General features: G+C 72.6%; 26 protein-coding genes and 2 pseudogenes. 11 read left to right on the forward strand and 17 right to left on the reverse strand.

Translation table 11 applies throughout. The features are described from left to right. Positions 1-124 precede the first annotated feature (124 nt). The 5 genes from mqnE to QQY24_RS13325 form a co-directional block, all read right to left on the reverse strand. On the reverse strand, positions 125-1,288 hold the full coding sequence (gene mqnE, locus QQY24_RS13305) for an aminofutalosine synthase MqnE (protein ID WP_301972903.1): 1,164 nt from the start codon (positions 1,286-1,288) through the stop codon (positions 125-127). A gap of 38 nt (positions 1,289-1,326) precedes the next feature. Beyond that, entirely contained in the window at positions 1,327-1,782 is a 456-nt protein-coding gene (locus QQY24_RS13310) for an Lrp/AsnC family transcriptional regulator (protein WP_301972904.1), read from the reverse strand. Between the two features lie 60 nt (positions 1,783-1,842). After that, entirely contained in the window at positions 1,843-2,514 is a 672-nt protein-coding gene (locus QQY24_RS13315; protein WP_301972906.1) for a UbiX family flavin prenyltransferase, read from the reverse strand. A 66-nt stretch (positions 2,515-2,580) separates the two neighbouring features. Continuing rightward, on the reverse strand, positions 2,581-3,483 hold the full coding sequence (gene mqnP / locus QQY24_RS13320; RefSeq protein ID WP_301972907.1) for a menaquinone biosynthesis prenyltransferase MqnP: 903 nt from the start codon (positions 3,481-3,483) through the stop codon (positions 2,581-2,583). Beyond that, a complete protein-coding gene (locus tag QQY24_RS13325) occupies positions 3,480-4,937 on the reverse strand; it encodes a menaquinone biosynthesis decarboxylase (RefSeq protein WP_301972908.1) in 1,458 nt (485 codons plus the stop codon). Before QQY24_RS13325 ends, mqnP begins: the two co-directional genes overlap by 4 nt. Positions 4,938-5,333: 396 nt before the next feature. On the opposite strand from QQY24_RS13325, the gene QQY24_RS13330 reads away from it, so the two are divergent. The 3 genes and pseudogenes from QQY24_RS13330 (at position 5,334) to QQY24_RS13340 (ending at position 9,482) form a co-directional block, all read left to right on the forward strand. Beyond that, positions 5,334-6,716 carry a condensation domain-containing protein gene (locus QQY24_RS13330; RefSeq protein WP_301972909.1) on the forward strand — a complete coding sequence of 461 codons (1,383 nt, stop codon included), beginning with the start codon at positions 5,334-5,336 and terminating at the stop codon, positions 6,714-6,716. Between the two features lie 23 nt (positions 6,717-6,739). Further along, positions 6,740-7,936, forward strand: coding sequence for a hypothetical protein (locus QQY24_RS13335; RefSeq protein WP_367657995.1), 1,197 nt, complete (start codon positions 6,740-6,742; stop codon positions 7,934-7,936). Continuing rightward, a pseudogene (locus QQY24_RS13340) lies at positions 7,936-9,482 on the forward strand (hypothetical protein). The gene QQY24_RS13335 and the pseudogene QQY24_RS13340 overlap by 1 nt, the downstream one beginning before the upstream one ends. Here the strand turns inward: QQY24_RS13340 and QQY24_RS13345 are convergent. From QQY24_RS13345 to hemL, 8 genes are all read right to left on the reverse strand, one after another. Then, positions 9,479-9,883, reverse strand: coding sequence for a hypothetical protein (locus QQY24_RS13345; protein WP_301972910.1), 405 nt, complete (start codon positions 9,881-9,883; stop codon positions 9,479-9,481). The pseudogene QQY24_RS13340 and the gene QQY24_RS13345 sit on opposite strands and share 4 nt — an antisense overlap. A 25-nt stretch (positions 9,884-9,908) precedes the next feature. After that, positions 9,909-11,009: a c-type cytochrome biogenesis protein CcsB gene (gene ccsB / locus QQY24_RS13350; protein ID WP_301972911.1), complete on the reverse strand. Its 1,101-nt coding sequence runs from the start codon at positions 11,007-11,009 to the stop codon at positions 9,909-9,911. Then, positions 11,006-12,739 (reverse strand): cytochrome c biogenesis protein ResB, encoded by a 1,734-nt coding sequence (locus tag QQY24_RS13355; protein ID WP_301972912.1) that lies wholly within the window; start codon positions 12,737-12,739, stop codon positions 11,006-11,008. The genes ccsB and QQY24_RS13355 overlap by 4 nt, the downstream gene beginning before the upstream one ends. A 3-nt stretch (positions 12,740-12,742) precedes the next feature. After that, positions 12,743-13,513, reverse strand: a complete 771-nt coding sequence (locus QQY24_RS13360) for a cytochrome c biogenesis CcdA family protein (RefSeq protein ID WP_301972913.1) — start codon at positions 13,511-13,513, stop codon at positions 12,743-12,745. Position 13,514: 1 nt separating this feature from the next. Then, entirely contained in the window at positions 13,515-14,105 is a 591-nt protein-coding gene (locus QQY24_RS13365) for a TlpA disulfide reductase family protein (RefSeq protein ID WP_301972914.1), read from the reverse strand. A 102-nt stretch (positions 14,106-14,207) separates the two neighbouring features. Further along, positions 14,208-15,500, reverse strand: a complete 1,293-nt coding sequence (locus QQY24_RS13370; protein ID WP_301972915.1) for a hypothetical protein — start codon at positions 15,498-15,500, stop codon at positions 14,208-14,210. A 171-nt stretch (positions 15,501-15,671) separates the two neighbouring features. Then, positions 15,672-16,331 carry a histidine phosphatase family protein gene (locus QQY24_RS13375; RefSeq protein WP_301976234.1) on the reverse strand — a complete coding sequence of 220 codons (660 nt, stop codon included), beginning with the start codon at positions 16,329-16,331 and terminating at the stop codon, positions 15,672-15,674. A gap of 32 nt (positions 16,332-16,363) precedes the next feature. Beyond that, positions 16,364-17,680, reverse strand: coding sequence for a glutamate-1-semialdehyde 2,1-aminomutase (gene hemL / locus QQY24_RS13380; RefSeq protein ID WP_301976235.1), 1,317 nt, complete (start codon positions 17,678-17,680; stop codon positions 16,364-16,366). Between the two features lie 296 nt (positions 17,681-17,976). Between hemL and QQY24_RS13385 the strand changes: the two genes are divergently transcribed. From QQY24_RS13385 to QQY24_RS13405, 5 genes are all read left to right on the forward strand, one after another. Next, positions 17,977-18,606 (forward strand): hypothetical protein, encoded by a 630-nt coding sequence (locus QQY24_RS13385; RefSeq protein WP_301972916.1) that lies wholly within the window; start codon positions 17,977-17,979, stop codon positions 18,604-18,606. Between the two features lie 197 nt (positions 18,607-18,803). Then, positions 18,804-19,139 (forward strand): MerR family transcriptional regulator, encoded by a 336-nt coding sequence (locus QQY24_RS13390; RefSeq protein ID WP_301972917.1) that lies wholly within the window; start codon positions 18,804-18,806, stop codon positions 19,137-19,139. Positions 19,140-19,379: 240 nt separating this feature from the next. Beyond that, positions 19,380-19,583 (forward strand): cold-shock protein, encoded by a 204-nt coding sequence (locus tag QQY24_RS13395; RefSeq protein WP_007383480.1) that lies wholly within the window; start codon positions 19,380-19,382, stop codon positions 19,581-19,583. Positions 19,584-19,730: 147 nt separating this feature from the next. Then, positions 19,731-19,991: an SCO5918 family protein gene (locus tag QQY24_RS13400; RefSeq protein WP_301972922.1), complete on the forward strand. Its 261-nt coding sequence runs from the start codon at positions 19,731-19,733 to the stop codon at positions 19,989-19,991. Positions 19,992-20,449: 458 nt separating this feature from the next. Next, a complete protein-coding gene (locus tag QQY24_RS13405) occupies positions 20,450-20,692 on the forward strand; it encodes a hypothetical protein (protein ID WP_301972923.1) in 243 nt (80 codons plus the stop codon). Positions 20,693-20,738: 46 nt separating this feature from the next. Here the strand turns inward: QQY24_RS13405 and QQY24_RS13410 are convergent. The 4 genes and pseudogenes from QQY24_RS13410 to QQY24_RS13425 all read right to left on the reverse strand — a co-directional run bounded on the left by QQY24_RS13410 (position 20,739) and on the right by QQY24_RS13425 (position 24,258). Then, positions 20,739-22,176, reverse strand: a pseudogene (locus tag QQY24_RS13410) (ATP-binding protein). Further along, the gene (locus QQY24_RS13415; protein ID WP_301976236.1) at positions 22,177-22,893 is read right to left on the reverse strand and encodes a response regulator transcription factor; all 717 of its coding nucleotides are present in this window, start codon (positions 22,891-22,893) and stop codon (positions 22,177-22,179) included. Positions 22,894-22,978: 85 nt separating this feature from the next. Continuing rightward, positions 22,979-23,173: a hypothetical protein gene (locus tag QQY24_RS13420; RefSeq protein WP_301972924.1), complete on the reverse strand. Its 195-nt coding sequence runs from the start codon at positions 23,171-23,173 to the stop codon at positions 22,979-22,981. Further along, positions 23,170-24,258 (reverse strand): LLM class flavin-dependent oxidoreductase, encoded by a 1,089-nt coding sequence (locus QQY24_RS13425; protein ID WP_301972925.1) that lies wholly within the window; start codon positions 24,256-24,258, stop codon positions 23,170-23,172. The genes QQY24_RS13420 and QQY24_RS13425 overlap by 4 nt, the downstream gene beginning before the upstream one ends. A gap of 197 nt (positions 24,259-24,455) precedes the next feature. Between QQY24_RS13425 and QQY24_RS13430 the strand changes: the two genes are divergently transcribed. From QQY24_RS13430 to QQY24_RS13440, 3 genes are read left to right on the forward strand one after another with little or no spacing between them, the layout of a single operon-like run. Further along, positions 24,456-24,794: a YnfA family protein gene (locus QQY24_RS13430; RefSeq protein ID WP_301972926.1), complete on the forward strand. Its 339-nt coding sequence runs from the start codon at positions 24,456-24,458 to the stop codon at positions 24,792-24,794. 58 nt (positions 24,795-24,852) lie between these two features. Then, positions 24,853-25,629: an SDR family NAD(P)-dependent oxidoreductase gene (locus tag QQY24_RS13435; protein ID WP_301972927.1), complete on the forward strand. Its 777-nt coding sequence runs from the start codon at positions 24,853-24,855 to the stop codon at positions 25,627-25,629. Next, complete coding sequence (locus QQY24_RS13440) at positions 25,626-25,781, forward strand: hypothetical protein (RefSeq protein WP_301972928.1); 156 nt, start codon at positions 25,626-25,628, stop codon at positions 25,779-25,781. The genes QQY24_RS13435 and QQY24_RS13440 overlap by 4 nt, the downstream gene beginning before the upstream one ends. Positions 25,782-25,840: the final 59 nt, after the last annotated feature.

A 25,840-nucleotide genomic window follows, 5' to 3' on the forward strand; every position in this document is an offset into this window, starting at 1 on the left:
GCACGCCCCGCGCACCCCGGCCATCCGGAACGGCGGGCCCGGCAGCGCCTCGCCCGCGGTGACGGCCGGGCCGCACGGGCACCCCGGCCCCCCTTCGGCCGGGACCGGCCCCGCACGCCTCGCGTCAGACCCGCATGGGCTGCGGCGATTCGCGGCGCAGGGGGTCGGGGCCGTCGTACTCGCGGATGATCTCGTAGCGGGTGTTGCGCTCGACCGGGCGGAAGCCGGCGTCGCGGATGAGGTCGAGCAGGTCCTCGCGGGTCAGCTTGTTCGGGGTGCCGTAGTTGTCGGCGTCGTGGGTGATCTTGTACTCCACGACCGAGCCGTCCATGTCGTCGGCGCCGTGCTGGAGGGCGAGCTGGGCGGTCCGCACGCCGTGCATCACCCAGAACACCTTCACGTGCGGGACGTTGTCGAACAGCAGGCGCGAGACCGCGAACGTCTTCAGCGCCTCCGCGCCGGTCGCCATCCGGGTGCGGGCCTGGAGCCGGTTGCGGACCTTGCCGTCCTTCATGTCCACGAAGTCGTGCTGGTAGCGCAGCGGGATGAAGACCTGGAAGCCGCCCGTCTCGTCCTGCAGCTCACGCAGCCGCAGCACGTGGTCCACGCGGTGGCGGGGCTCCTCGATGTGGCCGTAGAGCATGGTGCACGGGGTCCTCAGGCCCTTCTCGTGCGCCAGGCGGTGGATGCGGGACCAGTCCTCCCAGTGGGTGCGGTGGTCCACGATGTGCTGGCGGACCTCCCAGTCGAAGATCTCCGCGCCGCCGCCGGTCAGCGACTCCAGGCCCGCGTCGATCAACTCGTCCAGGATCTCCGACGCGCTCAGCCCGGAGATGGTCTCGAAGTGGTGGATCTCGGTGGCGGTGAACGCCTTCAGGGAGACGTTCGGCAGCGCCTTCTTCAGCTCGCGCAGGGAACGCGGGTAGTAGCGCCACGGCAGGTTCGGGTGCAGCCCGTTGACGATGTGCAGCTCGGTGAGGTGCTCGTTCTCCATCGCCTTGGCGAGCTTGACGGCCTCCTCGATGCGCATGGTGTACGCGTCGGCCTCCCCCGGCTTGCGCTGGAAGGAGCAGTAGGCGCAGGAGGCCGTGCACACGTTGGTCATGTTCAGGTGCCGGTTGACGTTGAAGTGCACCACGTCGCCGTTCTTGCGGGTGCGCACCTCGTGCGCGAGGCCGCCCAGCCACGCCAGGTCGTCCGACTCGTACAGGGCGATGCCGTCCTCGCGGGACAGCCGCTCACCGGAGCGGACCTTCTCCTCCAGCTCGCGCTTGAGCCCGACGTCCATGCCAACACCTTTCCACGACAACGGGAGCAAACCTACGCCTAGACCTCCTCCGGCAGCTCTCCGACCCGGTTCTCCCACTTCGTGGACAGCACGATGGTGGTCCGGGTCCGCGAGACGCCCTTCGTCCCGGACAGCCGCCGGATGGTCCTCTCCAGCCCGTCCACGTCCGTCGAGCGCACCTTGAGCATGAAGGAGTCGTCGCCGGCGATGAACCAGCAGTCCTCGATCTCGGGCAGGTCCTTCATCCGGCGGGCCACGTCCTCGTGGTCGGCGGCGTCGGACAGCGAGATGCCGATCAGGGCGGTGACGCCGAGGCCGAGCGAGGCGGCGTCCACCGTGGCGCGGTAGCCGGTGATCACCCCGGCCGCCTCCAGCCGGTTGATGCGGTCGGTGACACTGGGTCCCGACAGGCCGACGAGGCGCCCCAGCTCCGCGTAGGAGGCCCGGCCGTTCTCCCTCAGGGCCTGGATGAGCTGCCTGTCCACCGCGTCCATGCGATCGAAGCCTTCCGCTGAAGAGTTCCCGGAGTGAATGAGAGGTACCGCGAGACGTGCCTAGCCGGGCGCGGCGCCGCCCAGCGTGCCCTTCCAGCGCCGGTACAGGCCGTGCCGCACGCCCGCGGCGTCCAGCACCCGCCCGGCGACGAAGTCAACCAGGTCCTGGATGTGGGTGGCGCCCGCGTAGAAGGCCGGCGAGGCGGGCACCACGCTCGCGCCGGCGTCGTCCAGGGCGACGAGGTGCCGCAGGGTCTGCCCGTTCAGGGGGGTCTCCCGCACGGCCACGACCAGCGGCCTGCGCTCCTTGAGCGTGACGCTCGCCGCCCGCTGGAGCAGGTCCTTCGACAGCCCGAGCGCGACTCCGGCGACGCACGCCGTGGAGGCCGGGACGACGAGCATGCCCTTGGCCGGGTACGAGCCCGACGAGGGCCCGGCGGCCAGGTCCCCGGCGCTCCAGTGGCGCACCGCGCCGATGTCCACGGCGAACGCGCCGGGCTTGCCGTCGGCGCCCCGGGCCAGCCATTCCCGCAGGTCGTCCTGCCAGTGCGCGTCCCGGAAGGAGATCCCGGTCTCGTCCAGCAGGGTCAGCCGGGAGGCCCGGCTGACCACCAGGTCGACCGCTTCCCCCGCCGCGAGCAACGCCCGCAGCACGGCAGCCGCGTACGGGGTTCCGGAAGCTCCGGACACCCCCACGATCCAAGGTGTGCGCTGCGTTTCTCCTGCGTTCACACCTTGAGCGTACCGGCGGGGTTGCGCGACTTCAGGCCGGGCCGGGCCGTGGGCCGGTGCGCGGGCTCAGACGGTCAGGCCCCGCACCAGCAGGTCGAGCAGCGCGCACACGAACAGGGCGATGCCGATGAAGCCGTTGACGCTGAAGAACGCCCTGTTGAGGCGGGACAGGTCGTGCGGGCGCACGATGCGGTGCTCGTAGACGAAGGCGGCCGCCACGACCACCAGCCCCAGCCAGAGGAACGGGCCGGCGTGGGTGGCCAGGGCGTACCAGAGGAACAGGGCCGTGGTGAGGGCGTGGCACACCCGCGCGCCCCGGATCGCCGCCGGGACGCCGAAGCGGGCCGGGACCGACCGGACACCGATCTCGCGGTCGGTCTCCACGTCCTGGCAGGCGTAGATGAGGTCGAAGCCGCCGATCCAGATGCCGACGGCCAGGCCCAGGATCACCGCGTCCCAGGACCACGAGCCGGAGACGGCCAGCCAGCCGCCGACCGGGCCCATCGCCTGGGCCAGGCCGAGGATGGCCTGCGGGAAGTCCGTGAACCGCTTGCCGTAGGGGTAGACCACCATCGGCACGACGGCGATGGGCGCCAGTACCAGGCACAGCGGGTTCAGCAGCGCCGCCGCGCCCAGGAAGACCACGAGGGCGATCAGGGCACCGGTCCAGGCGTGCTTCACCGACATCGCGCCGGTCACCAGTTCGCGGTGCGCGGTGCGCGGGTTGCGGGCGTCTATCTCGCGGTCGATGATCCGGTTGACCGCCATGGCGAAGGTGCGCAGCCCCACCATGCAGACGGTGACCAGCAGCAGCCGGACCCAGTGGATGTTCCCGTCCCGCTGGTACATCGCGGTGAGCGAGGCGATGTAGGCGAAGGGGAGCGCGAACACCGAGTGCTCGATCATCACCAGGCGCAGGAAGGCCTTGGTGCGTCCCGGCCGCGGAAGTGCCGCGGAGGCGCTGCTCACAGTCCGTACTCCTTCCAGCGGCGGTCCACCAGGGCCGCCGTAGCGGGGTCGGAGAGGACCATGTCGGGCCAGCCCCCGTCGCGGGTGTAGCCCTCCTCCGGCCACTTCCTCGTCGCGTCGATCCCGGCCTTGCCACCCCAGAACTGCTGGTAGGAGGCGTGGTCGAGGTGGTCGACGGGACCCTCCACGACCGTGAGGTCGCGGGCGTAGTCGGTGTTGCCGAGGGCGCGCCAGGCCACCTCGTGCAGGTCGTGGACGTCGCAGTCGGCGTCGACGACCACGATCAGCTTGGTCAGGGACATCATGTGCGCCCCCCACACGGCGTGCATGACCTTCTGCGCGTGCTTCGGGTACTTCTTGTCGATCGAGACGATCGCGCAGTTGTGGAAGCCGCCGGCCTCGGGCAGGTGGTAGTCCACGATGTCCGGGACGATGATCTTCAGCAGCGGGAGGAAGAAGCGTTCCGTGGCGCGGCCGAGCGGGCCGTCCTCCGTCGGCGGGCGGCCGACGACGATCGACTGGAGCAGCGGCCGCCTGCGCATGGTCACGCAGTCGATCCGCAGCGCCGGGAAGGGCTCCTGCGGGGTGTAGAAGCCGGTGTGGTCGCCGAAGGGGCCCTCCGGGAGCATCTCGCCCGGCTCCAGCCAGCCCTCCAGGACGACCTCCGCCTGCGCGGGCACCTGGAGCGGGACCGTCTTGCAGTCGACCATCTCGACGCGCCTGCCCGCGACGAACCCGGCGAACAGGTACTCGTCGATGTCACCGGGCAGGGGCGCGGTGGAGGCGTACGTCACGGCGGGCGGGCAGCCGAAGGCGATGGCGACCGGCAGCCGCTCGCCCCGGCGGGCCGCGACCTGGTAGTGGTTGCGGCTGTCCTTGTGGATCTGCCAGTGCATCCCGATGGTGCGCCGGTCGTGCCGCTGGAGGCGGTACAGGCCCAGGTTGCGGACGCCGGTCGCGGGGTCCTTGGTGTGGGTGAGCCCGAGGTTGAAGAAGGAGCCGCCGTCCTGGGGCCAGGTGAACAGGGCCGGGAGCCGGTCCAGGTCCACCTCGTCGCCGTGCAGGACGACCTCCTGCACGGGCGCGTGGTCGGGCTTCACCTTCTTCGGCGGCACGTGCGCCATCGCGCCGAGCTTGCCGAACGCCTCGCGCACCCCGACGAACCCGTGCGGCAGCTCGGGCCGCAGCAGCCCGCCGATCTTCTCGGAGATCTCGCCGTACGACTTCAGGCCCAGCGCCTTCAGCAGCCGCCGGTCGGTGCCGAAGACGTTCATCGCGAGGGGCATCGCGGAGCCCTTCACGTTCTCGAAGAGCAGGGCCGGGCCGCCGGACTTCTGGACCCGGTCGACGATCTCCCCGACCTCCAGGTACGGGTCGACCTCGGCCTTGATGCGCTTGAGGTCTCCCTCGCGCTCCAGTGCCCGCAGCAGGGAGCGAAGATCGTCGTAAGCCATGGGTCCCAGTATCGCCGACGTACCGCTTTGTCCCCGCGCCACCCCCGCGCCACCCCCGCGGCCCCGTCCGCCGGCACGTCCCGGGGCCCGGCCCGGCGCGGGCGGGAGGACGGCGGCCGCGACCGGCCCGCCGGGCACGACGGGCGGACCGTGCTCCCGGACGATCCGGCGTGCGCCCGGCTCGTGCGGGACCCGCCGCGGACGGACCGGTCCGGGGGCACGAGGACACCGGCGCGTGGACCGGGCCCCGGCGGTCACCGTGGGTTAATCACTTCCGCGTTCGCCCCGCCACCCGTTCCGCTGAAATGCCCCGGGCGGGCATGTCCCCGCCGCCCGTGACGGCATTCCCTTGGAGGGGACCCACGTCCATGGGGTCCCCCCTGCGAACGGAGACGCGTGCGTATCACTGACATCCAGCGCTGCGAGGTCCGGCCGGGACGGCTCGTCGAGTGGACGCTGAGCCCGGCGACCGTCGCGGCGGCGGACGGACTGCCGGAGGACTCCCGGCCCCCGGCCTACATCCAGGAGTCGCACATCAGGACGGCCAAGTGCGTGCGGGAGGACGGGCTGTTCGTGCCGACCTGGCTCGGCACGGCCTTCGACATCCCCGGCCCGGTCGACCTCGACGTCCTCCAGGAGGCCCTGCGGGCCTGGACGCTGCGGCACGAGACGCTGCGCAGCGGCTTCCGCTGGGTGGGGGACGAACTGCGCCGGTTCACGCTCGACGCCGGTGACGTGTCCCTGCACAGGGAGGTGACCGGCGACTTCTCCGACGCCGGCGCCCTGGTCCGGCACCTCGAAGGCCGCTTCGACACCGTCGCGGACGCCCTGCGCTGGCCCAGCTTCCTCTACACGGCGGTCGTCCGCGAGGACTCGGCCAGCGTGTACCTGGCCTTCGACCACACCAACGTCGACGCCTACTCCATGCACCGGATCGCCGCCGAGGTCCACGAGCTGTACGCGGCGGGCGTCGAGGGGCGCGACCCCGTGGCGCGCACCCCGGCGGCCAGTTACGTCGACTTCTGCGGGATCGAGCGCGCGGACGCGGACCGCATCGACGACAGCCACGAAGTCGTCGCACGCTGGCGGGAGTTCATCCGGCGCTGCGACGGCAGGCTGCCGAGCTTCCCGGTCGACCTCGGCGTGGAGCCGGACGGCCCGCTGCCGCCGCAGCGGATGCTGTCCGAACCGCTCGCGGACGCGGAGACGGCCGCCGCGTTCGAGGCGTACTGCCGGCCCTACGGCGGCAGCCTGGTCGGTCTGCTGGCGGCCACCGCCCTGATCCTCCACGAGCTGGGCGGGCAGTCCGTGTACCGCACGGTGGTGCCCTTCCACACCCGGGTGAAGTCCCGCTGGAGCGACTCGGTGGGCTGGTACGTGGGCGGCGCCCCGATCGAGGTGCCCGTGGCCGGCCGTCCCGACCTGCCCGGCACCCTGCGCGCCGTGCGCGCCGAACTGCGGGCCAACCGCGCCCTGGCCCGGATGCCGCTGGCCCGGGTGCTGAAGCTGCTGGGCGCGGACTTCCGGCCGTCCTCGCCCGACCTGTACTCGATCGTCTCGTTCCTCGACGCCCGCTCCATCCCCGGCGCCGGGCGCTGGGAGGAGATGAGGGCGCGCGCGCTGCTGCGGGTGTCGTACGGCGACCAGGTGTGCGTGTGGGTCAACCGGCTGCCCGAAGGCCTGTGGCTGGCGAGCCGCTACCCGGACACCGACGTGGCGGCGAAGAACATGCGGCTGTACGCGGAGCGGCTGCGGGACCTGGCGGCGTCACTTTTGTGACCGAACGGACGCCACCGCCCCTGGTGGGATCAACTTCCCCTTCCTGCACTGCTGTTGAGGGGGGATGCGGTGCACGCACGCACGGGCGCCTGCACGGGCGCGGAGCGCTGTTCGACGTCGACCCGGCCGGGCTGGCGCCGCGGCTGGTGGGCCTGCGCCCCCACCGGCATCGCGCCCATCCGTTCGAGCACCCGGGCGAGATGCCCTTCGTGGTGCTCACCGGCGCCCGCGGCCTGGGCAAGAGCGCGCTGCTCGGCGAGTTGCGGGACGTCTACCGGGGGCACACGCCGGTCGCGCTGGTCGACTGCGCGGAGGAGCAGTTCGCGGGCCCGCCCGCGGACCGGCCGGCCGAGTCCTGGTCGCCGGTGGCACAGGCGCTGCTGGGCATCGCCGAACAGCTGGCGGCGCCGGTGACGGGCGCCGGCCGGATCACCTTCCCCCGGCTGATGCCGGGACTCGTCGCGGTGGCCGCCGGCGGCTGGGGCGACGCCGACTCCGAGCGGATCCGCCGGGAGGTCGAGCGGATCCTGCTGCTGAACGAGGGCGGTTCCCGGATCAGCGGGCTGGCCGGACGGTGGGCCGGGAAGGTGGCCGCCAAGGTGGTCGCGGCGGCCACCGGCACCGGGCCGCTGCTGTCGAGCGCCGTCGAGGCGACCCTGGAGTCCGTCGCCGAGGGCTTCACCGGCCGCCGCCGCCAGAAGGCCTCCGTGTGGTACCGGACGTACCCGAACGCGGGCGGCAACGCCCAGCGCGGGCTGATCCTGCTGTCCGGGCACTTCCGGGCGGGCGGCACCTCCCGCGGACACGCCGAGCGGTACCTGGTGCGCGCCCTGCTCGCCGACCTCACCGAGGCGTACGCGGGGGTGCTGCCGCGCATGCAGCGCCTCGGCCGGCCCCTGGTGCTGGTCGACAACGCGCAGGGCGCGCCCGGTCCCGGACTGGTCGAGGCCGTGCTGCGGGACCGCGCCGAGGGCATCGCGGACCAGGTGGCGTTCGTCGCGGCCCGGCGCGGTGAGGGCCGGGAGGCACTGCGCAGCGCGGTCCGGCGGGAGCTGCCGGAGGTGGCCCGGCGCACCGGCTGGGCCCCGGACGCGGCGCCCTCCTCGCGGGCGCCGCTCCTCGCGCTGCCGCCGCTGAGCCCGGACGACACCCTGCACATCATCGGCGCCGTCTGCGACGACACGGACGACGGACCGGACGACCGCAGCGGGGAGGCCTGATGGCGCGCAGGGGCGTGGGCACGGTACTGCGCGGGAGCGTGTGGGAGATCCCGCTGCGCCGCTGTCTGGCGCTGCTGGCCACGGCCGCCCTGGTGGCGGGGCTGGTGTTCGCGGTCCGCGCGCTCGCGCACGACGACCGCTCCTGCGCGCCCGGGGTGGCCCGGCCGGCGGGCAGCGCGGAGTGCGTGGGCGTGGCGGTCGGCCCGTACGACTTCGGGCACGCCCAGCTGCGGCCGGTGGTGCGGGCCATCGCGCGGGAGAACGCCCGCCTGAAGGAGGGGAGTTACGTCACGGTGGCGCTGATGCTGCCGTACACCTCCACCGCCCGCACCAACCTCGACGACATCCAGCACCAGCTCCAGGGCGCGTACCTGGCGCAGTACGGGGCCAACCACGGCGCCAACGGGCAGGCGCCCGCGATCCGGCTGGCGCTCGCCAACCCCGGCGCGACCGGGGATCACTGGCGGCGGACGGTGGAGCGGCTGACGCGGATGACGACGGGCGCGGACCGGCTGCGGGCGGTCGCCGGCATCGGGCAGAGCACCGACAACAACAAGAAGGCGGTCGGGGAACTGACCCGGCGCGGGATCCCGGTGGTCGGCTCGTCCATCACCGCGGACGACCTGGCCAACGGGCAGGGCGGCGAGGACCCCTGCCCCGGGCTGGCCCGGGTGTCGCCGACCAACACCGACGAGGCCCGCGCGCTGGCCGCCTTCGCCGAGGTCGGCGCGGGCAGGGCACTGCTGGTGTACGACAACCCCGGCGACCCGTACACGCGCACGCTGCAGCGGTCGTTCGCCGGCCTGCTCAAGGGCTCGCCGTACGAGCCGCAGCCCTTCACGCCGCCCGCCGACCGCAGCGAGGAGGGCACGACCGCGAACACCTTCCGGCAGATCACGCACCTGGTGTGCGACACCTCGCGGGAGACGGACACGGTCCTGTTCGCGGGCCGGCACACGCGGTTGCGGCAGTTCGTCAACGCGCTGGGCGGCCGCGGCTGCCAGGACCGGACGTTCACGGTGCTGACCGGGGACGAGGCGTCGTACCTGACCCACGAGAAGGACCTGGACCGGGGCGCCCTCGGAAAGCACCTCTCCGTGCGCTACACCTCCCTCGCCCACCCGGACGCCTGGACGAAGGGCCCGGCGCGGACGGGCGGCTCGGCGGCGGACTACGAATCGCTCCGGCGGCTGCTGGCGGCCGCCGGGCGGGAGCCGGTCGGGCCCGGCGGGCGGGCCGCCCTGGACGACGGCCAGCTGATCGTCGGCTACGACGCGCTGCGGCTGGCGGTGCACGGCATCCGCGAGGCGGTGCCGGACGGCCGGACCTTCCCGCGCTGGCGGACGTCGGCCTGCAGTGGCCGCAGGTCAAGGGCTCGCTGCGGGTGAACGGCGCGAGCGGCTGGATCTGCCTGGACGTGCACGGCAACCCGTACGACAAGGCCGTGCCGATCGTGGAGCTGACGCCCGGGGGGTCCCGGTTCGTCAGGATCGCCTGGCCGGAGGGCAGGCCCCCGGCGAAGGAGTGCCTGCCGCCGTCCTCCTAGGCCGGTGAGGGCTCCAGACGGGCGATGAGGCGTTCGAGCCTGGTGCGCCAGGCGGCCTCCGACTCCCCCTCGCCCTGGAACTCGTGGGTGAGGCGCAGCGCGCTGCCCGCGTCCCCGTCCCGCTCCAGGTGGAACCGGATCCGGCCGCCCGCCACGGTGTACTCGGCGATCCGGTCCACGTCCCAGGCGGTGATCCGGCCGGCGCCCAGGCCGTGCAGGGTGACCTCGCCGGCGAGCCGGGGTTCGAGGACGTCGACGGCGGTGCACCAGCCCGCGAGTCCCGCGGGCGTGGCCACCGCCGTCCAGACCTCTTCCATGGACCTCGGGAGCCGCACCAGGAAGTGGAGTATGTGCGTGTTCCCGTGGGTCTGACTGGTGCCCTGTGCGATGGAACCGCTCATGCCACCAGTGTCTCCGACCCGGGGCTCAGACGCCCGCGTAGGAGTGCTTGCCGCTGACGAAGATGTTCACGCCGTAGTAGTTGAACAGCCAGCAGCCGAAGGCGATCATCGCCAGGTAGGCGGCCTTGCGGCCCTTCCAGCCGGCCGTGGCGCGGGCGTGCAGGTAGCAGGCGTAGGCGACCCACGTGATGAAGGACCAGGTCTCCTTGGGGTCCCAGTTCCAGTACCGGCCCCAGGCGTCGCCCGCCCAGATCGCGCCCGCGACGATCGTGAACGTCCACAGCGGGAAGACGGCCGCGTTGACCCGGTAGGCGAACTTGTCCAGGGAGGCCGAGGCGGGCAGCCGCTCCAGCACCGAGGTCGCGAAGGCACCCGGCCTGCCGCCGGTCTGGAGCTTGTTCTCGTACGCGTCCTTGAACAGGTACAGGATCGTGGCGACCGCGCCGACGTAGAACACCGCGCCGCAGAAGATCGCGGTGGAGACGTGGATGTACAGCCAGTACGAGTGCAGCGCGGGGACCAGCTGGTCGCTCGCCGTGTACAGGACGGTGACCGCGAGGCCCAGGTCCAGCAGCACGGTGGTGACCAGGAAGAGGCCCAGCCAGCGCACGTTCTTCCTCAGCGCCAGCAGCCCGAGGTACACGCCGACGGCGACCGTCGAGAAGGTGATGTTGAACTCGTACATGTTGCCCCACGGCGCCCGCTCCACGGAGGCCGCGCGGGCGGCGACCCCGCCCAGCTCCACCAGGAACGCGAGCACGGTGAGGGACACGGCGACCCGGCCGTACAGATCGCCCTGCACGTCCCCGCCGTGCGCGCCGGGCCCGTCCGGCACGTCCCGGGCGCCGGCCGCCGACCGGACCACGACCCGCGGCCGCTCCAGCACGGCGGTCCCCCCGGCCCGCTGCACGGTGACGGCGGGGGCACCCCCCTCGCGCGCGCCGTCGGCGGTCAGCGCGGCGGCCGTGCGGGCCACCTTGCTGCGGCTGCCGAAGAGCCACTCGGCGATGTACGCGAAGAAGGCCAGGGTGTAGACGGCCATGGAGGAGTAGATGAGCGTGTTGCTGATGCTCGCCAGGTGTTCGTTGGTCGCGACGGCGAGCTCGGTTGCGGCGGCGAGAGTCACTTCTCAGCCCCTTCGGCAGGTACGGCGTGGGAGTCGGGGGATGCTTCGTTGGACGCGGAGGAGTCGTCGGGGCCGGGTGCTCCCGGCGCCCGGTCGTACAGGGCCGCGGCGAGGTCGCCCAGTTCCTCGGGCACCTTCGCGGACTCGCTGCGGCCGAGCCCGGCCATCTCCACGACCGTGACGCCGTCGGCACCGCGCACCGCCCGCACCCACACGCGGCGGCGCTGGATGAACAGGGACCCGGCCAGGCCGAGGATCGCGGCGAGGGCACCGCCGAGCGCCCAGCCGCTGCCCGGTTCCTGGACGATCTCGAAGCCGGCCCATTCCTTGACGTCCTTCTCGAACGTGATGGACCCGGCGCCGTTCGGCAGGTTCATGGTGTCGCCCGGCTTGAGCAGCTTCTTCAGCTGCTTGCCCTGCGCGTCCTTGAACATCTTCATGTGGGAGGTGTCGAGCTGGTACACGCTCTGCGGGATGCCCGCGTCGACGCCCAGGTCGCCGTGGTAGGCGTTCACCGCGAGGAGCGGGTTCAGCAGTGCCGGGAACCGGGAGAGCATGGTGCCGCTGCTCGCGTCGAAGGTCGGCACGAAGAACACCTGGAATCCGAGCTGCTCCTTGACGCCCTTGGCGTCGCGGTAGCCGTCCATCACCTTCACCACGCCGTTGGAGGTGACGTTGCCGTCGAGTGGCAGCAGCGGTACGGCGTCCTGGTAGACGACCTTGCCCTTGCCGTCGCGGACGGTGATGACGGGCGCGTAGCCGTGGCTGACGAGGTAGACCTTGGCGTCGTCGATCTTCAGCGGCTCGTTGACCTTGACGGTGGTCGACCGCTCCGTGCCGTCCGCGCCCTTGCTGTAGGTGATCCTCGCCTGGTAGGTGCGCGGGGTGCCCCGGTTGGGGCCGGTCAGCTCGTAGGTGCCCTTGAAGTCCTTCAGGTCGAAGCTGAACGGCACCAGGTCGTCGGTGCTGAACAGGCTGCCGGACTTGAAGTCGTCGTACATCGGCAGCGCGTTGGAGAAGCCGTCGCCCTCGACCATCAGCTTGGTGCCGTCGGACTTGTACAGCTGCCCCGAGGCGAACGCGACCAGCAGCACGATCAGCGCGACGTGGAAGGCCAGGTTGCCCAGCTCGCGCAGGTAGCCCTTCTCGGCGGCGACGGCGTCCCCGGCCGCGTGGGCCCGGAAGCGGCGCTTGCGCAGCAGGGCGAGCGCGGCCTCGCGGACCCGCTCGGGCTCGGCCTCCGTGCGCCACGTCGTGTACGCGGGCAGCCGGGTCAGCCGCCGGGGCGCGGCCGGCGGACGGCCGCGCAGCTGGCCGACGAACTGCCAGGTGCGCGGCACGATGCAGCCGATCAGCGAGACGAACAGCAGGATGTAGATGGCGGAGAACCACACCGAGCTGTAGACGTGGAACAGGCCGAGCTCGTCGTAGACCGGCGCCAGCGTCCTGTGCGTCCTGCGGAAGTCGTCGACCTTGGTGGCGTCGATGCCGGTCTGCGGGATCAGCGAGCCGGGGATCGCGCCGAGGGAGAGCAGCAGGAGCAGCAGCAGCGCGACCCGCATGGAGGTGAGCTGCCGCCAGAACCAGCGGACCCAGCCGACGACGCCCATCGAGGGCGGGCCCGCCGTCTCCTCCCGCGGTGCGGTGGACAGCTGCGATCCGGCCGCTCCCAGGTCCGCGTCCTGGTCCTCGGTGCCGCCGGGAGGCGTGCCGGTTTCGGTCTTGCTCATCGATCAGATCCCCACAGTGAAGCCGGTGGACCAGGTCTGCATCTCCTGCACCAGGCGGTCCCAGGCCCCGGTCAGCAGCAGCGCACCGGTCACGATCATCATCGTGCCGCCGATGCGCATCACCCAGACATAGTGGCGCTTGACCCAGCCGAACGCGCCGAGGGCCTTGCGGAAGGCGACCGCGGTGAGGACGAAAGGGACGCCGAGGCCGAGGCAGTAGGCGACGGTCAGTACGGCGCCCCGGCCGGCGCTCGCCTGCTGGGAGGACAGGGCGACGACGGAGGCGAGGGTCGGGCCGATGCAGGGCGTCCAGCCGATCCCGAACAGCGCGCCGAGCAGGGGCGCGCCCACCAGACCGGTCGCCGGCCGCCGGTGGAAGCGGAACTCGCGCTGGCTCAGCCAGGGCATCAGCCCCATGAAGAAGACGCCCATGAGGACCATGAGCACGCCGAGCACCTTGGACAGGGTGTCCCTGTACTCCTGCAGGGTGGAGCCGAAGAAGCCGAACAGCGCCCCGCCGGAGACGAACACGACGGTGAAGCCGAGCACGAACAGGGCGGCACCGGTCGCCATCCGGCCCCGCCTGGCCTCCGCCAGGTCGGTGCCGGCGACGCCGGTCACGTAGGAGAGGTAGCCGGGGACCAGCGGCAGCACGCAGGGCGAGAAGAAGGAGACCAGCCCGCCGAGCACGGCGACGGGCAGGGCGAGCAGCAGGGCCCCGCTGTGGACGATCTCGTTGCCGCCCGTCGCGGCGAGCGTCGTCAGTGCGCCCACGTCACTTCTCCGCGAGGACGGGCTTGAGCATCTTCAGCAGGCCGGTGTCGTCGAGCGCCTCCAGCGCCCGCGCGGCGACCTTGCCGTCCCGGTCGATGACGAGCGTGGAGGGGATCAGCTGCGGGTTGAGCGTGCCCTTCCTGAAGCGGAGCATCAGCTTGCCCGTCGGGTCGTACAGGCTCGGGTAGGTGATCCCCTGCTCCTTCTCGAAGGCGAGCGCGGGGGTGGTGCTGGTGTCCCGGGTGTTGATGCCGACGAACTGCACGCCCTTGCCCCGGTAGGCCTTCGACACCTTGGCGAAGTACTTCCCCTCCTCGCGGCACGGCCCGCACCACGAGCCCCAGACGTTGACCACGACGACCTCGCCCCGGTAGTCGGCGACGTCGAGGGTCCTGCCGTCGAGGGTCCTGCCGGACAGTTCGGGGGCCGTCGCCCGCTCGCCCCGCGGCGCGGTGTCGATGCCGTTGTTGCCGGTGACGAAGTTGGTGTTGCCGCCCCCGCCGGAGGTGCCGCCGTTGCCGCACGCGGACAGGGTCAGGGCCGCCATGGCGGCCACGGCGCCGAGCAGGGCGGCGCGGCTACGGGTACTCATGTGAAAAGTTTCGCATGTCTGTTCCGGGGATCTTTCCCGCCCCCCCGCCGGGCGGAAATCCGCATTTCAGCCGGTTTTTACACGGGACATTCCGGTCAGTCGTCACGCGGCGCCGGAGGAGGCCGGCGCGGTGTCCCGCAGGAACTCCCGCCAGCCGCCGACGGGCCGCCGCCCGACGTCCAGCGTGCGCAGCCGGGCGAGCACCTCCGGCTTCTGCGCGTCCATCCAGTCCACGAACTGCCGGAAGGAGACCAGCCGGACGTCCGCGCCCTTCTCCCGCTCCCGCGCGACGTACCGGAAGGCCTCCTCGACGGCGTCCATGTAGATGCCGCCGTTCCACTGCTCGAAGTGGTTGCCGATGAAGAGGGGTGCCCGGTTTGTTTCGTAGGCCCGCCGGAAGCCGGCGATGTACGCCTGGGCCGCCTGCCTGCGCCAGGCCGGGCGGCGGTGGGCCGGGGCGTTGGTCGAGTTGACCGACTGGTTGGCGAGCATGTTGTAGTCCATGGACAGGACCTCGAAGGAACGTCCCGGGAAGGGTATCTGCTGCAGGGGCAGGTCCCAGACGCCCTGCCGCTTCACCGGCCACACCTGCCGGCCGCCGGGCGAGGAGGCGTCGTAGCGCCAGCCCAGCGCGCGGGCGGTGGGCAGCAGGTTGTCCTGGCCGAGCAGGCAGGGCGTGCGGCCGCCGGTCAGCTCCCTGTCGTAGTCGAACGGCAGGGCGGGCAGACCGGTCCAGCCGGTGTTGGTCCGCCACTCCTTCACGAACGCCTTGGCCTGCTCGATCTCGCTCCTCCACTGCCCGGGGGTCCAGCGGGCCACGGTGCCGCTGCCGCCGCAGAAGTGCCCGTTGAAGTGGGTGCCGATCTCGTGCCCCTCCAGCCAGGCCCGGCGCACGGCGGCCAGCGTGGCCTTGATGTGGTCGTCGGTGAGGTAGCCGATGTCGGACGCGCCGCGCGGGTTGTTCGGCGGGGCGTAGAGCCGCTTCTTCGACTCGGGCAGCAGGTACAGGCCGGAGAGGAAGAAGGTCATGCTCGCGCCGTGCTCCCTGGCGAGGTCCAGGAAGCGCGGGAAGAGGCCGTTGCCGACCTCGCCGGCACCGTCCCAGGAGAAGACCACGAACTGCGGCGGGGTCTGCCCCGGCTCCAGCGGCTCGGGCCGCGCGGGCTGGTGGGGCTGCCGGCCGGTGAAGGAGGTGGAGCCGTCCCCGAGGGGCCGGACCGGGTGCGCCGTGCTCCCGCCGCCGTGCCCGTCCGCGCCGGGACCGGAACCGCCCGGACGCCCGCCGGCGTCCAGGGACGTGAGGGTCCCGCAGCCGGCGAGCGTGGCGGCGGCCGCCGCGCCCGCGCCGAGGCCGAGCACTCCCCTCCGGGAGAGGGTGCGGGAGAAGGTGTGCATGGGGGTCCCCGATTCGTCACGCGTACTGGTGGTCACCCGGACAGAGGGCGTGACGATCGGGGAGGTTCCGCTAATCCTTCTGCTTTTCGTACCGGACCTGGAGGAAAGGCTCAAGCCCCTCGAACGGGCCGCCGGGCACGACCGCGGGGAGCGCCGGTCCTCCGGCCGGGGTCAGGCCCCGAAGGCCTTCCCCTGGGCCGTCCCCCCGCCCTTCTGCGGCCGGGCACCGGCCCGCAGGTGCGGCGGGACGAGGTCGACGGCCGGCTCGCTGTACCCCACGGAGACGATCCGGTCGCCCTGGAAGGTGAAGGTCGTCAGCGAGGCGAGCGTGCACTGCCGCCTGCGCGGGTCGTGCCACAGCCGCCGCTTCTCCACGTACGACCGCACGGTCCAGATCGGCAGCTGGTGGCTGACCAGCACCGCCTCGTGCCCGCGCGCGGCGTCCCTGGCCGCGCTCAGCGCGCCCATCATCCGCACGACCTGGTCGACGTACGGCTCGCCCCAGGACGGCCGGAAGGGATTGACGAGGTGCTTCCAGTTGTCGGGCTTGCGCAGCGCGCCGTCCCCGACCCCGAAGGTCCTGCCCTGGAAGATGTTCTCGGCCTCGATGAGCCGCTCGTCGGTGGCCAGGTCGAGCCCGTGCGCCTTGGCGATCGGGGTGCCCGTCTCCTGGGCCCGCTCCAGCGGCGAGGCCGCCACGTGGGTGACGTCCCGCGGGGCGAGGTGCTCGGCGACCCGCTCGGCCATCTTCCGGCCCAGCTCGGACAGGTGGTAGCCGGGCAGCCTGCCGTACAGGATCCCGTCCGGGTTGTCGACCTCTCCGTGCCGCATCAGGTGGACGACGGTGATGTCCTTGCCGTTGCTCACGCGGTGGCCTCCGCAGCCGCTCGGGCCGCCGCCGGAAGGGCGTCGGCGATCTTCTGGACGGCCCGCTCGTCGTGGGCCGCCGACACGAACCAGGACTCGAAGGACGACGGCGGCAGGTAGACGCCGTTCGCCAGCAGCGAGTGGAAGAAGGCGGTGAAGCGGTACGACTCCTGCCGCTTGGCGTCCTCGTAGGTGCGCACCTGCCGGTCGGTGAAGAAGACCGAGAACATGTTCGAGGCCGTCTGCAGCCGGTGCGCGACGCCCTCCTTGCTCAGCGCCTCGGTGACCAGGTCCTGGATCTGCGTGGAAACGGCGTTGACCGTGTCGTACGCGGCGTCGTCCAGGAGGCGCAGCTGGGCGAGCCCGGCGGCGGTGGCGACCGGGTTCCCGGACAGGGTGCCGGCCTGGTAGACGGGCCCGGCCGGCGCGAGGTGGCCCATGACGTCGGCCCGCCCGCCGAAGGCGGCGGCCGGGAAGCCGCCGCCCATGACCTTGCCGAAGGTCATGAGGTCGGGCCTGACCCCGTCGATGCCGTACCACCCGGCCCGGCTGGTGCGGAAGCCGGTCATGACCTCGTCGGAGATGTACAGGGCGCCGTTCTTGGCGCAGGCGTCCTTGAGCCCCTGGTTGAAACCGGGGTCCGGCGGCACGACGCCCATGTTGCCGGGCGAGGCCTCGGTGATGACGCAGGCGATCTCGCCCGGGTGCCGGTGGAAGGCCTCCTGCACGGCCTCCAGGTCGTTGTACGGCAGCACGATCGTGTCGCCGGCCTGCGCGCCGGTGACACCGGGCGTGTCCGGCAGCGCGAACGTCGCGACACCGGAGCCGGCCGCCGCGAGCAGGGAGTCCACGTGGCCGTGGTAGCAGCCGGCGAACTTGATGACCTTGGACCGCCGGGTGAACCCGCGGGCGAGCCGGATGGCCGACATGGTCGCCTCGGTCCCGCTGGACACGAGCCGCACCTGCTCGACGGGCTCCACGCGGGCCACGATCTCCTCGGCGAGCGCGACCTCGCCCTCGCCGGGCGTGCCGAAGGACGTGCCGCGGGCGACGGCCTCCTGGGCGGCGGCGACGACCTCGGGGTGCGCGTGGCCGAGGATCATCGGCCCCCAGGAGCACACGAGGTCGACGTACTCCCGTCCGTCGGCGTCGGTGAGGTACGGCCCCTTGCCCGACACCATGAACCGGGGCGTGCCGCCCACGGCGCGGAAGGCGCGCACGGGCGAGTTGACCCCGCCCGGGGTGACGGCGGCGGCGCGGTCGAAGAGCGACTGGGAGGCTGGTGCGTCGTAGGGATGGGGCGTTTCGCTCAGGGCACTCATGACGTGCGGCTTCTCCGGCTTCTCGGACTCCGGTGGCGTGGTGACCTCCTCAGGGTAGGCCGCGGCCCGCTCCGGACACGGCCGACCTCATGATCGAAGCGTCACATCTGCGAGACTGAGAGCTGATACACACAGCGCCCACGACCGTACTGGTCGGGGACCAGGGGATCCCGCGGACTGGTGTTTCGCCGTACGTTTCGGCGGGCGGCCGTGGGGGAGGTCACTGACATGATGATCGGGTTGCGCGGCCGGGGCCACGCGTCCTAGAAAAGCAGTCGGGTGGAGATATGCATCGCGGTGGCGGACTGGGCGAGGGGACTGACGACCTGGGTCCTCGACGTGCCCGGCGGGGAAGGCACCGGCGCGAAGCGGAGGAGACGACCGAGACGCGGCACACTGACGCACGTCAGACACACGGCGTACCGGGAGAGCGCGAACGGTACGACCGCCTCCGGGCGGGGAGCGGGAATGGTGGTCGGGTGGGGGTGACCTACAAGTACTTCGGCGCGCCGGACGGCGCCACCGCGGCCCGCGTCCCCATCTCCATGCGCCCCGAGGAGCTGGGCGGCGACGAGCTGGGCATGAACGGCATGTTCACCAAGATCAAGCCGGAGACGATGGCCGCGATGGTGCTCACCGGCATCCAGGGCGTCCCCCTGCACCGGGTGCCGCCCCTGGAACTGGTCGTCCTGCACCCCGATTACGCGGTGGTCAAGCTCCCCACGACGGTCGTCGACCCGCTGCGCGGCATCGGCGAGGAAGCGGTGGGCGCGGCGGCGTTCATCTGGTCGACGGTCCCCGACCGGGGCGGGCCCCGGGACGCGTTCAACGTCTACCAACTGCTGCACGAGTGGCAGGACTTCAGCCACCGGCTGCACGAGGCGGGACACCAGCCGTACTGCCTGGTGTGGCCCTGAGCCGGGTTCCGCCGGGCCGGCGGCCGGGCGGGGCGCGGGCGGCGGGGGCGCCGGCCGCCGCCATGGCGACGGACCGCACCGGCGCGTGCGGGGGCCGGCCCCGGCGGACGGGAGCGGACCGGAGCGGACGGATCGCGGGGCCCCGCCGGGGATAGGGTCGTCAGCACCAGGCAGACGGTCCCGAAACCCAAGGTGTCATGCCCGCTGAGAACCCCCCGGCCCCCGGCGGCCTCGACGACGACCACCCCGCCTACACCATGGGGCGGGCGGCCGCCGTGCTCGGCACCACTCCCGCCTTCCTGCGGGCCATCGGCGAGGCGGGGCTGATCACCCCGCTGCGGTCGGACGGCGGCCACCGCCGCTACTCCCGGCACCAGTTGCGCATCGCCGCGCGGGCCCGCGAGCTGGTCGACCAGGGGACTCCCATCGAAGCCGTGCGCCGCATCCTCGTCCTGGAGGACCAGCTCACCGAAACCCTGGTCCTGAACAGGGAAATGTGCAGGAAACTGGATGAACGCGGGCTGGATATCTAGATCCGCGGATGCAGAAATACGTTCAGCGCGCCGCGAGCTTGACTGCACGGACGGATGAACCGCGTCGGTGCCCATGGGATTTTCCGGCGCACTGTGTTAGCGTGATAGAAGTTGCAGTTTTGGTTACCGAAGACTTGTTTCTTTGCACAGCTTTCCGGGTCTTTCCGGAGGGGTGATCATCGCGGCGACTCGGGTTCCGTAAAGTGCGGTTCCCGGCACTGCCCCCGAGGGAGATTCAATATGGCATCTGGCACTGTGAAGTGGTTCAACGCGGAAAAGGGCTTCGGCTTCATCGAGCAGGACGGCGGCGGCGCTGACGTGTTCGCCCACTACTCGAACATCGCCACGTCGGGCTTCCGCGAGCTTCAGGAGGGCCAGAAGGTGACCTTCGACGTCACGCAGGGCCAGAAGGGCCCGCAGGCCGAGAACATCGTTCCCGCCTGACGCTGACGCGAACCAAGTGGCTGGGGCCCGCACTCTCTGGGGTGCGGGCCCCAGCCCTTTGTTCTGCGGTGCTCCGGCACCGCGGACGGGGCTCCGCTCCTTCGCGTCTTCCCCGGCCCATTTCTCCCACCCCCCTGCTGAGGCATCATGCGCTGCGTCATCGCCCGTTTCCCTTTCGACCTCATCAAGAGTGAGGTCGAGCGCTCGATGGAGGGCATCGCGCCCGAACCCGTCACCGGCGAATCCGTGACCATCGGCCGCCGCACCTACCCCGTCAAGCAGGTCGGGGAAGTGATCACCAAGCAGGACCGCCGCGACTTCACGGCCGGCGAGGTGCGCCGCGCACTGACCCGGCTGGGCTTCGCCTGCCACGACGCCCCGGCGGCCACGCCGGCGTGGGGCGTCTGAGCCGGGCACGGTCCGCAGGACTCGCGCCCCCGGTTTCCCCGCCCGCCCCTGACCCCCCGCCGCGCTCCGGACGCCGTTGGACTGGTCAGGGGCTTTGTGGTGCCGGCACCCGCCCGTTCCCCCGCTCCGCACCGGTCGCAGCCGCAGCCGCAGTCCGGTCGCAGCCGGTCCGCCGGCCCCGCCCCGCGGAACGCGGCGACCACGTCGCCTCCCGTCCCCGTGCAGTGCGCCCGACCGCCACAGCGGGCCGGGGCCGCCCGGCCGGACGTCCTCGGCGTCGACGAGGCCGGTGATGCCCTCCGCGTCCGCACCGAGGTGGATCCGCACGGCAACGAGCCCATCGCACCTACGTATCGTAGGTGCCCACGGCCGACGGCACACGTCTGTTCTTCGGGGGTCACATGCAGGGCACGGAAACGGGACCGGGCTCCACGGCGCGGGCCGGGGGGCGCGGTGGCGTGCGCGGTCTCACTCCGACGCTGACCGTGCTGGTCGTCAGCCTCGCCGTGGCCGCCGTCGGCGTGTACGAGCTGTGCGGTTTCGGCCTGCACAGCCTGGACCGGCGCCCGCACCTGTTCAGCGACGGCCTCGCGACCGGCGGGGTGATCGTCGCCGCCGTGGCGGCCGGGGCGGCGGTGGGCAACCTGGCCTGGACCCTGGCGGCGGCCCGGCGCGGCCCGGAGGACGCCGGGCGGGGATGAGACGCCGCCCCGGTGGCCGCGGCGGCGCGGCCACCGGGCGCGTCCGTCAGGTACCGGCGTCTTCCCCGCCCACCGGCCCACCGGCCACGGTGAAGCCGATGGCCGCCCCGCCGCCCCCCGCCGGTGGGCGAAGGGTGCCCCGCCGTGGGCCATCGCGACCTCGCGGACGATGGACAGGCCGAGGCCCGAGCCGGGCAGGGAGCGGGCGTCGGCGGCGCGGTAGAAGCGGTCGAAGATGCGGACCAGGTCGCCCTCGGCGATGCCGGGACCGCGGTCGAGGACCTCGACGCGGACCGTTCCCGGCCGGGCGGACCCGGTGACGCGGACCTCGATGGGCGCCCTGCCGTCGCGGTCGAACTTGGCCGCGTTCTCGACCAGGTTGGACAGCGCCCGCTGCAGCATGCCGGGCCGGCCGTCCGTGCTCGTGTCGCCGCTCGCGCGCAGCAGGATCTCCCGGCCCGTACGGCGTCTGGCCAGCCCCACCACGTCCTCGGCGATGTCGGCGAGGTCCACCCGCTGCGGCGGCGCGGTGTCGGACTGCCCGGCCGCGAGGTCGACCAGCTCGTTGACCAGGTCGGTCAGCTCGCGGGCCTCCTGGGTGAGGTCGGCGACCAGGTCCTCCCGGGTCCCCGGGGCAGCTCGTCGATCCGCCGGAGCAGCGAGATGTTGGTCCGCAGCGAGGTCAGGGGCGTGCGCAGCTCGTGCCCGGCGTCCTGCACGAGCCGCCGCTGGTCCTCCTCCGACTGGGCGAGCCGGCCCAGCATGCGGTCGAAGGCGCGGCCGAGCCGGCCCACCTCGTCCAGCCCCGCGACGGGCACCTCGATGCCCAGCCGGCGGGTGCGGGCGACGTCCTCGGCGGCGGAGGTGAGGACCACCAGGCGCCGGGTGATCCGGCGGGCCAGCCACCAGCCGAACAGACCGGCGGCGACCACGACCGCCGCCATCAGGATCAGCGTGCGCTGCTGGAGGGCGCGCAGCAGGTCCTCGGTGTCGCTGAACTCCTGCGCGACCTGCACCGCGCCCCGCCCGTCCCCGAGCGCGACGGTGGCGACGCGGAACAGGTCCTCGCCGACCCGGACGTCCCTGTGCTCGACCAGTCTCCCGGCCGTCCCGGCACCGGCCACGGCCCGGTCCCGGTCGGTGACGGGCAGGACGGGGCTGCCGTGGTCGACGACCTGGCCCCGCGCGCCGAGCACCTGGACGTCGGTGCGGGCGGGGCGGACGACGTCGTGGCCGGGACGGGAGGAGGAGAAGTCGTCCGGGACCATCTCGTGCTGCCGCACCTCGTCCTGCACGTCCCGCACGACCTGCGTGAACACCGACTGCTGGTCGACGCGGACCAGGCCCGCGGCGGAGCCGTACGACAGGATGCCGACCAGGATGGTGACGGCGGCGGTCACGGCCGCGAAGGACACGGCGAAGGTGGTGCGCAGCGAGACCAGCTTGGGCCGGCGCCGGGCCGGCGGCCGGCACGGGCGGCCCACTCAGTCCTCCCGCAGCACGTAACCCACGCCCCGCACGGTCTGGATCAGCTGCGGGGCGCCGGGCTCGTCCAGCTTGCGGCGCAGGTAGCCGACGTAGACGGCGAGGTTCTTCGATCCGGGGCCGAAGTCGTAGCCCCAGATGCGGTCGTAGATGGTGGAGTGGTCGAGCACGATCCCGGCGTTGCGCACCAGCAGTTCCAGCAGCTCGAACTCGGTGCGGGTCAGCTCCAGCTCGCGCCGGCCGCGCCAGGCGCGGCGGGCCTGGAGGTCCATGCGGATCCCGGCGGCCTCCACCCGCCGGTTGGAGACCTGGGCCTCCCGGGCCGGGCCCTCCGGGCCGGTGCCGCCGGGGCCGGGGGCGGGGCTCGTCCGGCGGAGCAGGGCGCGCAGCCGGGCGAAGACCTCCTCGACGTCGAACGGCTTGAGGACGTAGTCGTCCGCGCCGGCGTCCAGGCCCGCGATCCGGTCGGCGGTCTCCACCAGCGCGGTGAGCATGAGGATCGGGGTGCGGTCGCCCTCGGCGCGCAGCACCCGGCAGACCTGGAGGCCGTCGATGCCGGGCATCATCACGTCCAGGACGAGGACGTCCGGCGGGGTCCGGTGGGCCTGCGCGAGCGCCTCGACGCCGTCGGCGACCGCCGTCACCTCGTAGCCCTCCAGCGTCAGGGCACGCTCCAGGGCATGGCGGATGGCACGGTCGTCCTCGGCGAGCAGCACAGTCTGGGGCACGCTCCCAGTCTGCCAAGGCCACCGGCGCCCGCACCGGGCCCGGTGGGCCGCGACCGCCCTTTTTACCGGCCTCTCACCCTCGCGGGGGCCGGGTGCGCCGTCCCGGCGGGTCGGTGAGGTGGTGCGCGAGCCCGACCGCGCGACCGCGCACCACCGCCTGGCTCTCCACCGGGTCCGGCAGCCGCCGCTGCACCGCGGCGGCCGGCCGGTCGGCCGCCGCGGTGCAGGGCGGGACGCCCGGTCCCGCCGGGACGGCGACGGGCCTCACGCGACGGTCGCCCCCCGGGACGCCCTCAGCAGGGAGGCGTGGGTGGGGGCGTCGGGCACGTTCGCCGGGCGGTTCTTGGCGAACTCCTCGCGCAGTACCGGTACGACCTCCTCGCCGAGCAGGTCGAGCTGCTCCAGCACGGTCTTCAGCGGCAGGCCCGCGTGGTCCATCAGGAACAGCTGGCGCTGGTAGTCGCCGGCGTACTCGCGGAAGGCGAGGGTCTTCTCGACCACCTGCTGCGGGGAGCCGACGGTCAGCGGGGTCTGCTCGGTGAAGTCCTCCAGCGACGGCCCGTGCCCGTAGACCGGCGCGTTGTCGAAGTACGGCCGGAACTCGCGCACCGCGTCCTGGGAGTTCCTCCGCATGAACACCTGGCCGCCGAGGCCGACGATCGCCTGCTCGGGCGTGCCGTGCCCGTAGTGGGCGTACCGGGTCCGGTACAGCTCGACCATGCGCTTGGTGTGGTCGGCGGGCCAGAAGATGTTGTTGTGGAAGAAGCCGTCGCCGTAGTACGCGGCCTGCTCGGCGATCTCCGGGGAGCGGATCGAGCCGTGCCAGACGAACGGCGGCACGCCGTCCAGCGGGCGCGGGGTGGAGGTGAAGCCCTGCAGCGGGGTGCGGAACCTGCCCTCCCAGTTCACGGCCTCCTCGCGCCACAGCCGGTGCAGCAGGGCGTAGTTCTCGACGGCCAGGCCGATGCCCTCGCGGATGTCCTTGCCGAACCAGGGGTAGACCGGCCCGGTGTTGCCGCGCCCCGTCATCAGGTCCGTGCGGCCGTCGGCCAGGTGCTGGAGCATCGCGAAGTCCTCCGCGATCTTCACCGGGTCGTTCGTGGTGATCAGGGTGGTGGAGGTGGACAGGACCAGCCGCTCGGTGCGCGCCGCGACGTAACCGAGCATGGTGGTCGGCGACGAGGGCACGAAGGGCGGGTTGTGGTGCTCACCGGTCGCGAAGACGTCCAGGCCGACCTCCTCGGCCTTCAGCGCGATGGCGACCATGGCCTTGATCCGCTCGTGCTCGGTCGGCGCACGCCCCGTGGTGGGGTCCGGCGTGACGTCGCCGACGCTGAAGATCCCGAACTGCATGGTCGCTCACCCTCCAGATTGTTGACTGTTCAACTATACCTCCGGAACAGTGCCCCGGGCCGGGCTATTCCGCACCGCGCCCCGGAGGCCGGGATCCGCCCCGCGCGCCGGCCGGCTCGGCGCCGTACGGGCCGCGAAGACCCCGGTCCGGGTGCCGGCCGCCGCGGGCGGAGCAGCGGCGTGCGAGGCTGCCCCCCATGACGGTCCTGCGCTCCGCCGCCCTCTTCGTCGTCGCGGCCCTCTTCGAGATCGGGGGCGCCTGGCTCGTCTGGCAGGGCGTGCGCGAACACCGCGGCTGGCTGTGGACCACCGGCGGCGTCCTCGCGCTCGGTGCGTACGGCTTCGTCGCCACCGTGCAGCCCGACGCCCACTTCGGCCGTGTCCTGGCCGCCTACGGCGGCGTCTTCGTGGCCGGCTCGCTCCTGTGGGGCGCGGTCGCCGACGGCTACCGCCCCGACCGCTTCGACCTCGCCGGAGCCGCGATCTGCCTGACCGGCATGGCCGTGATCATGTGGGCGCCGCGGAACGGCGGTTGAGCCTCGCCTACGCTGGACGGAGCCGACCGCAGACGTCCCGACCTTCCAGGAGCAGCCCATGGCCCCCGCCGCCCCGTCCGCCGCCTCCCGCATCGCCGTCGTCACCGGTGCGAGCAGCGGCATCGGTGCCGCCACGGCCCGGCAGCTCGCCGCGGCCGGTTACCGCGTCGTCCTCACCGCCCGCCGCAAGGACCGCATCGAGGCGCTGGCGGAGGAGATCGGCGCGGCGGGCCACTCGGCGACGGCGTACCAGCTGGACGTGACGGACCGCGCGGCCGTCGACGAGTTCGCGACGGCCTTCCGGACGATCGGCGTGCTGGTCAACAACGCCGGCGGCGCGCTCGGCGCCGATCCGGTGGCCACCGGCGACCCCGCCGACTGGCGCACGATGTACGAGACGAACGTCATCGGCACCCTGAACCTCACCCAGGCCCTGCTCCCCAAACTGGTCGCGAGCGGTGACGGCGTGGTCGTCGTGGTGTCCTCCACCGCCGGCCACGGCACGTACGAGGGCGGCGCGGGCTACGTCGCCGCCAAGCACGGCGCCCACGTGCTCGCCGAGACCCTGCGCCTGGAGATCGTCGGGCAGCCGGTCCGCGTCGTCGAGATCGCGCCCGGCATGGTCAGGACCGACGAGTTCGCGCTGACCCGCTTCGGCGGCGACAGGGAGCGGGCGGCGAAGGTCTACGAGGGCGTCGCCGAACCCCTCACCGCGGACGACGTCGCCGAGACGATCACCTGGGCGGTCACCCGCCCCAGCCACGTCAACGTCGACCTGCTGGTCCTGCGCCCGCGCGCCCAGGCGTCCAACACCAAGGTGCACCGGGAGTCGTGACGGCCGACGACGGCCGGGACCCGTTCGAAAGGCGCCGGCTGGCCCAGGAGGCGAAGGACGAGCGCAAGGTCTGGTACTTCCTGGCGTACTTCCTCTTCGGCATCCACTTCGTGGCGTTCGTGATGATCTACGCGGTGCGGCACGCCAAGTGACCGGGCCGGGCGCCCGGCCCCCCGGGCCGCCTGCCCGGATCCCCGCCCGCGCGGACGGC

The sequence above is a fragment of the Streptomyces sp. TG1A-8 genome (assembly GCF_030499535.1).
GTDB lineage: Bacteria > Actinomycetota > Actinomycetes > Streptomycetales > Streptomycetaceae > Streptomyces.

Excerpts from the sequence above, each read along its gene's own strand:
- QQY24_RS13325 (WP_301972908.1), bottom strand. The coding sequence starts at position 4,937 with ATGGCTTACGACGATCTTCGCTCCCTGCTGCGGGCACTGGAGCGCGAG.
- QQY24_RS13365 (WP_301972914.1), bottom strand. The coding sequence starts at position 14,105 with ATGAGTACCCGTAGCCGCGCCGCCCTGCTCGGCGCCGTGGCCGCCATG.
- QQY24_RS13425 (WP_301972925.1), bottom strand. The coding sequence starts at position 24,258 with ATGCAGTTCGGGATCTTCAGCGTCGGCGACGTCACGCCGGACCCCACC.
- QQY24_RS13370 (WP_301972915.1), bottom strand. The coding sequence starts at position 15,500 with ATGCACACCTTCTCCCGCACCCTCTCCCGGAGGGGAGTGCTCGGCCTC.
- QQY24_RS13345 (WP_301972910.1), bottom strand. The coding sequence starts at position 9,883 with ATGAGCGGTTCCATCGCACAGGGCACCAGTCAGACCCACGGGAACACG.
- QQY24_RS13395 (WP_007383480.1), top strand. The coding sequence starts at position 19,380 with ATGGCATCTGGCACTGTGAAGTGGTTCAACGCGGAAAAGGGCTTCGGC.
- QQY24_RS13430 (WP_301972926.1), top strand. The coding sequence starts at position 24,456 with ATGACGGTCCTGCGCTCCGCCGCCCTCTTCGTCGTCGCGGCCCTCTTC.
- QQY24_RS13310 (WP_301972904.1), bottom strand. The coding sequence starts at position 1,782 with ATGGACGCGGTGGACAGGCAGCTCATCCAGGCCCTGAGGGAGAACGGC.
- QQY24_RS13385 (WP_301972916.1), top strand. The coding sequence starts at position 17,977 with ATGCATCGCGGTGGCGGACTGGGCGAGGGGACTGACGACCTGGGTCCT.
- QQY24_RS13435 (WP_301972927.1), top strand. The coding sequence starts at position 24,853 with ATGGCCCCCGCCGCCCCGTCCGCCGCCTCCCGCATCGCCGTCGTCACC.
- QQY24_RS13375 (WP_301976234.1), bottom strand. The coding sequence starts at position 16,331 with ATGCGGCACGGAGAGGTCGACAACCCGGACGGGATCCTGTACGGCAGG.
- QQY24_RS13390 (WP_301972917.1), top strand. The coding sequence starts at position 18,804 with ATGCCCGCTGAGAACCCCCCGGCCCCCGGCGGCCTCGACGACGACCAC.
- QQY24_RS13400 (WP_301972922.1), top strand. The coding sequence starts at position 19,731 with ATGCGCTGCGTCATCGCCCGTTTCCCTTTCGACCTCATCAAGAGTGAG.
- mqnE (WP_301972903.1), bottom strand. The coding sequence starts at position 1,288 with ATGGACGTCGGGCTCAAGCGCGAGCTGGAGGAGAAGGTCCGCTCCGGT.
- QQY24_RS13355 (WP_301972912.1), bottom strand. The coding sequence starts at position 12,739 with ATGAGCAAGACCGAAACCGGCACGCCTCCCGGCGGCACCGAGGACCAG.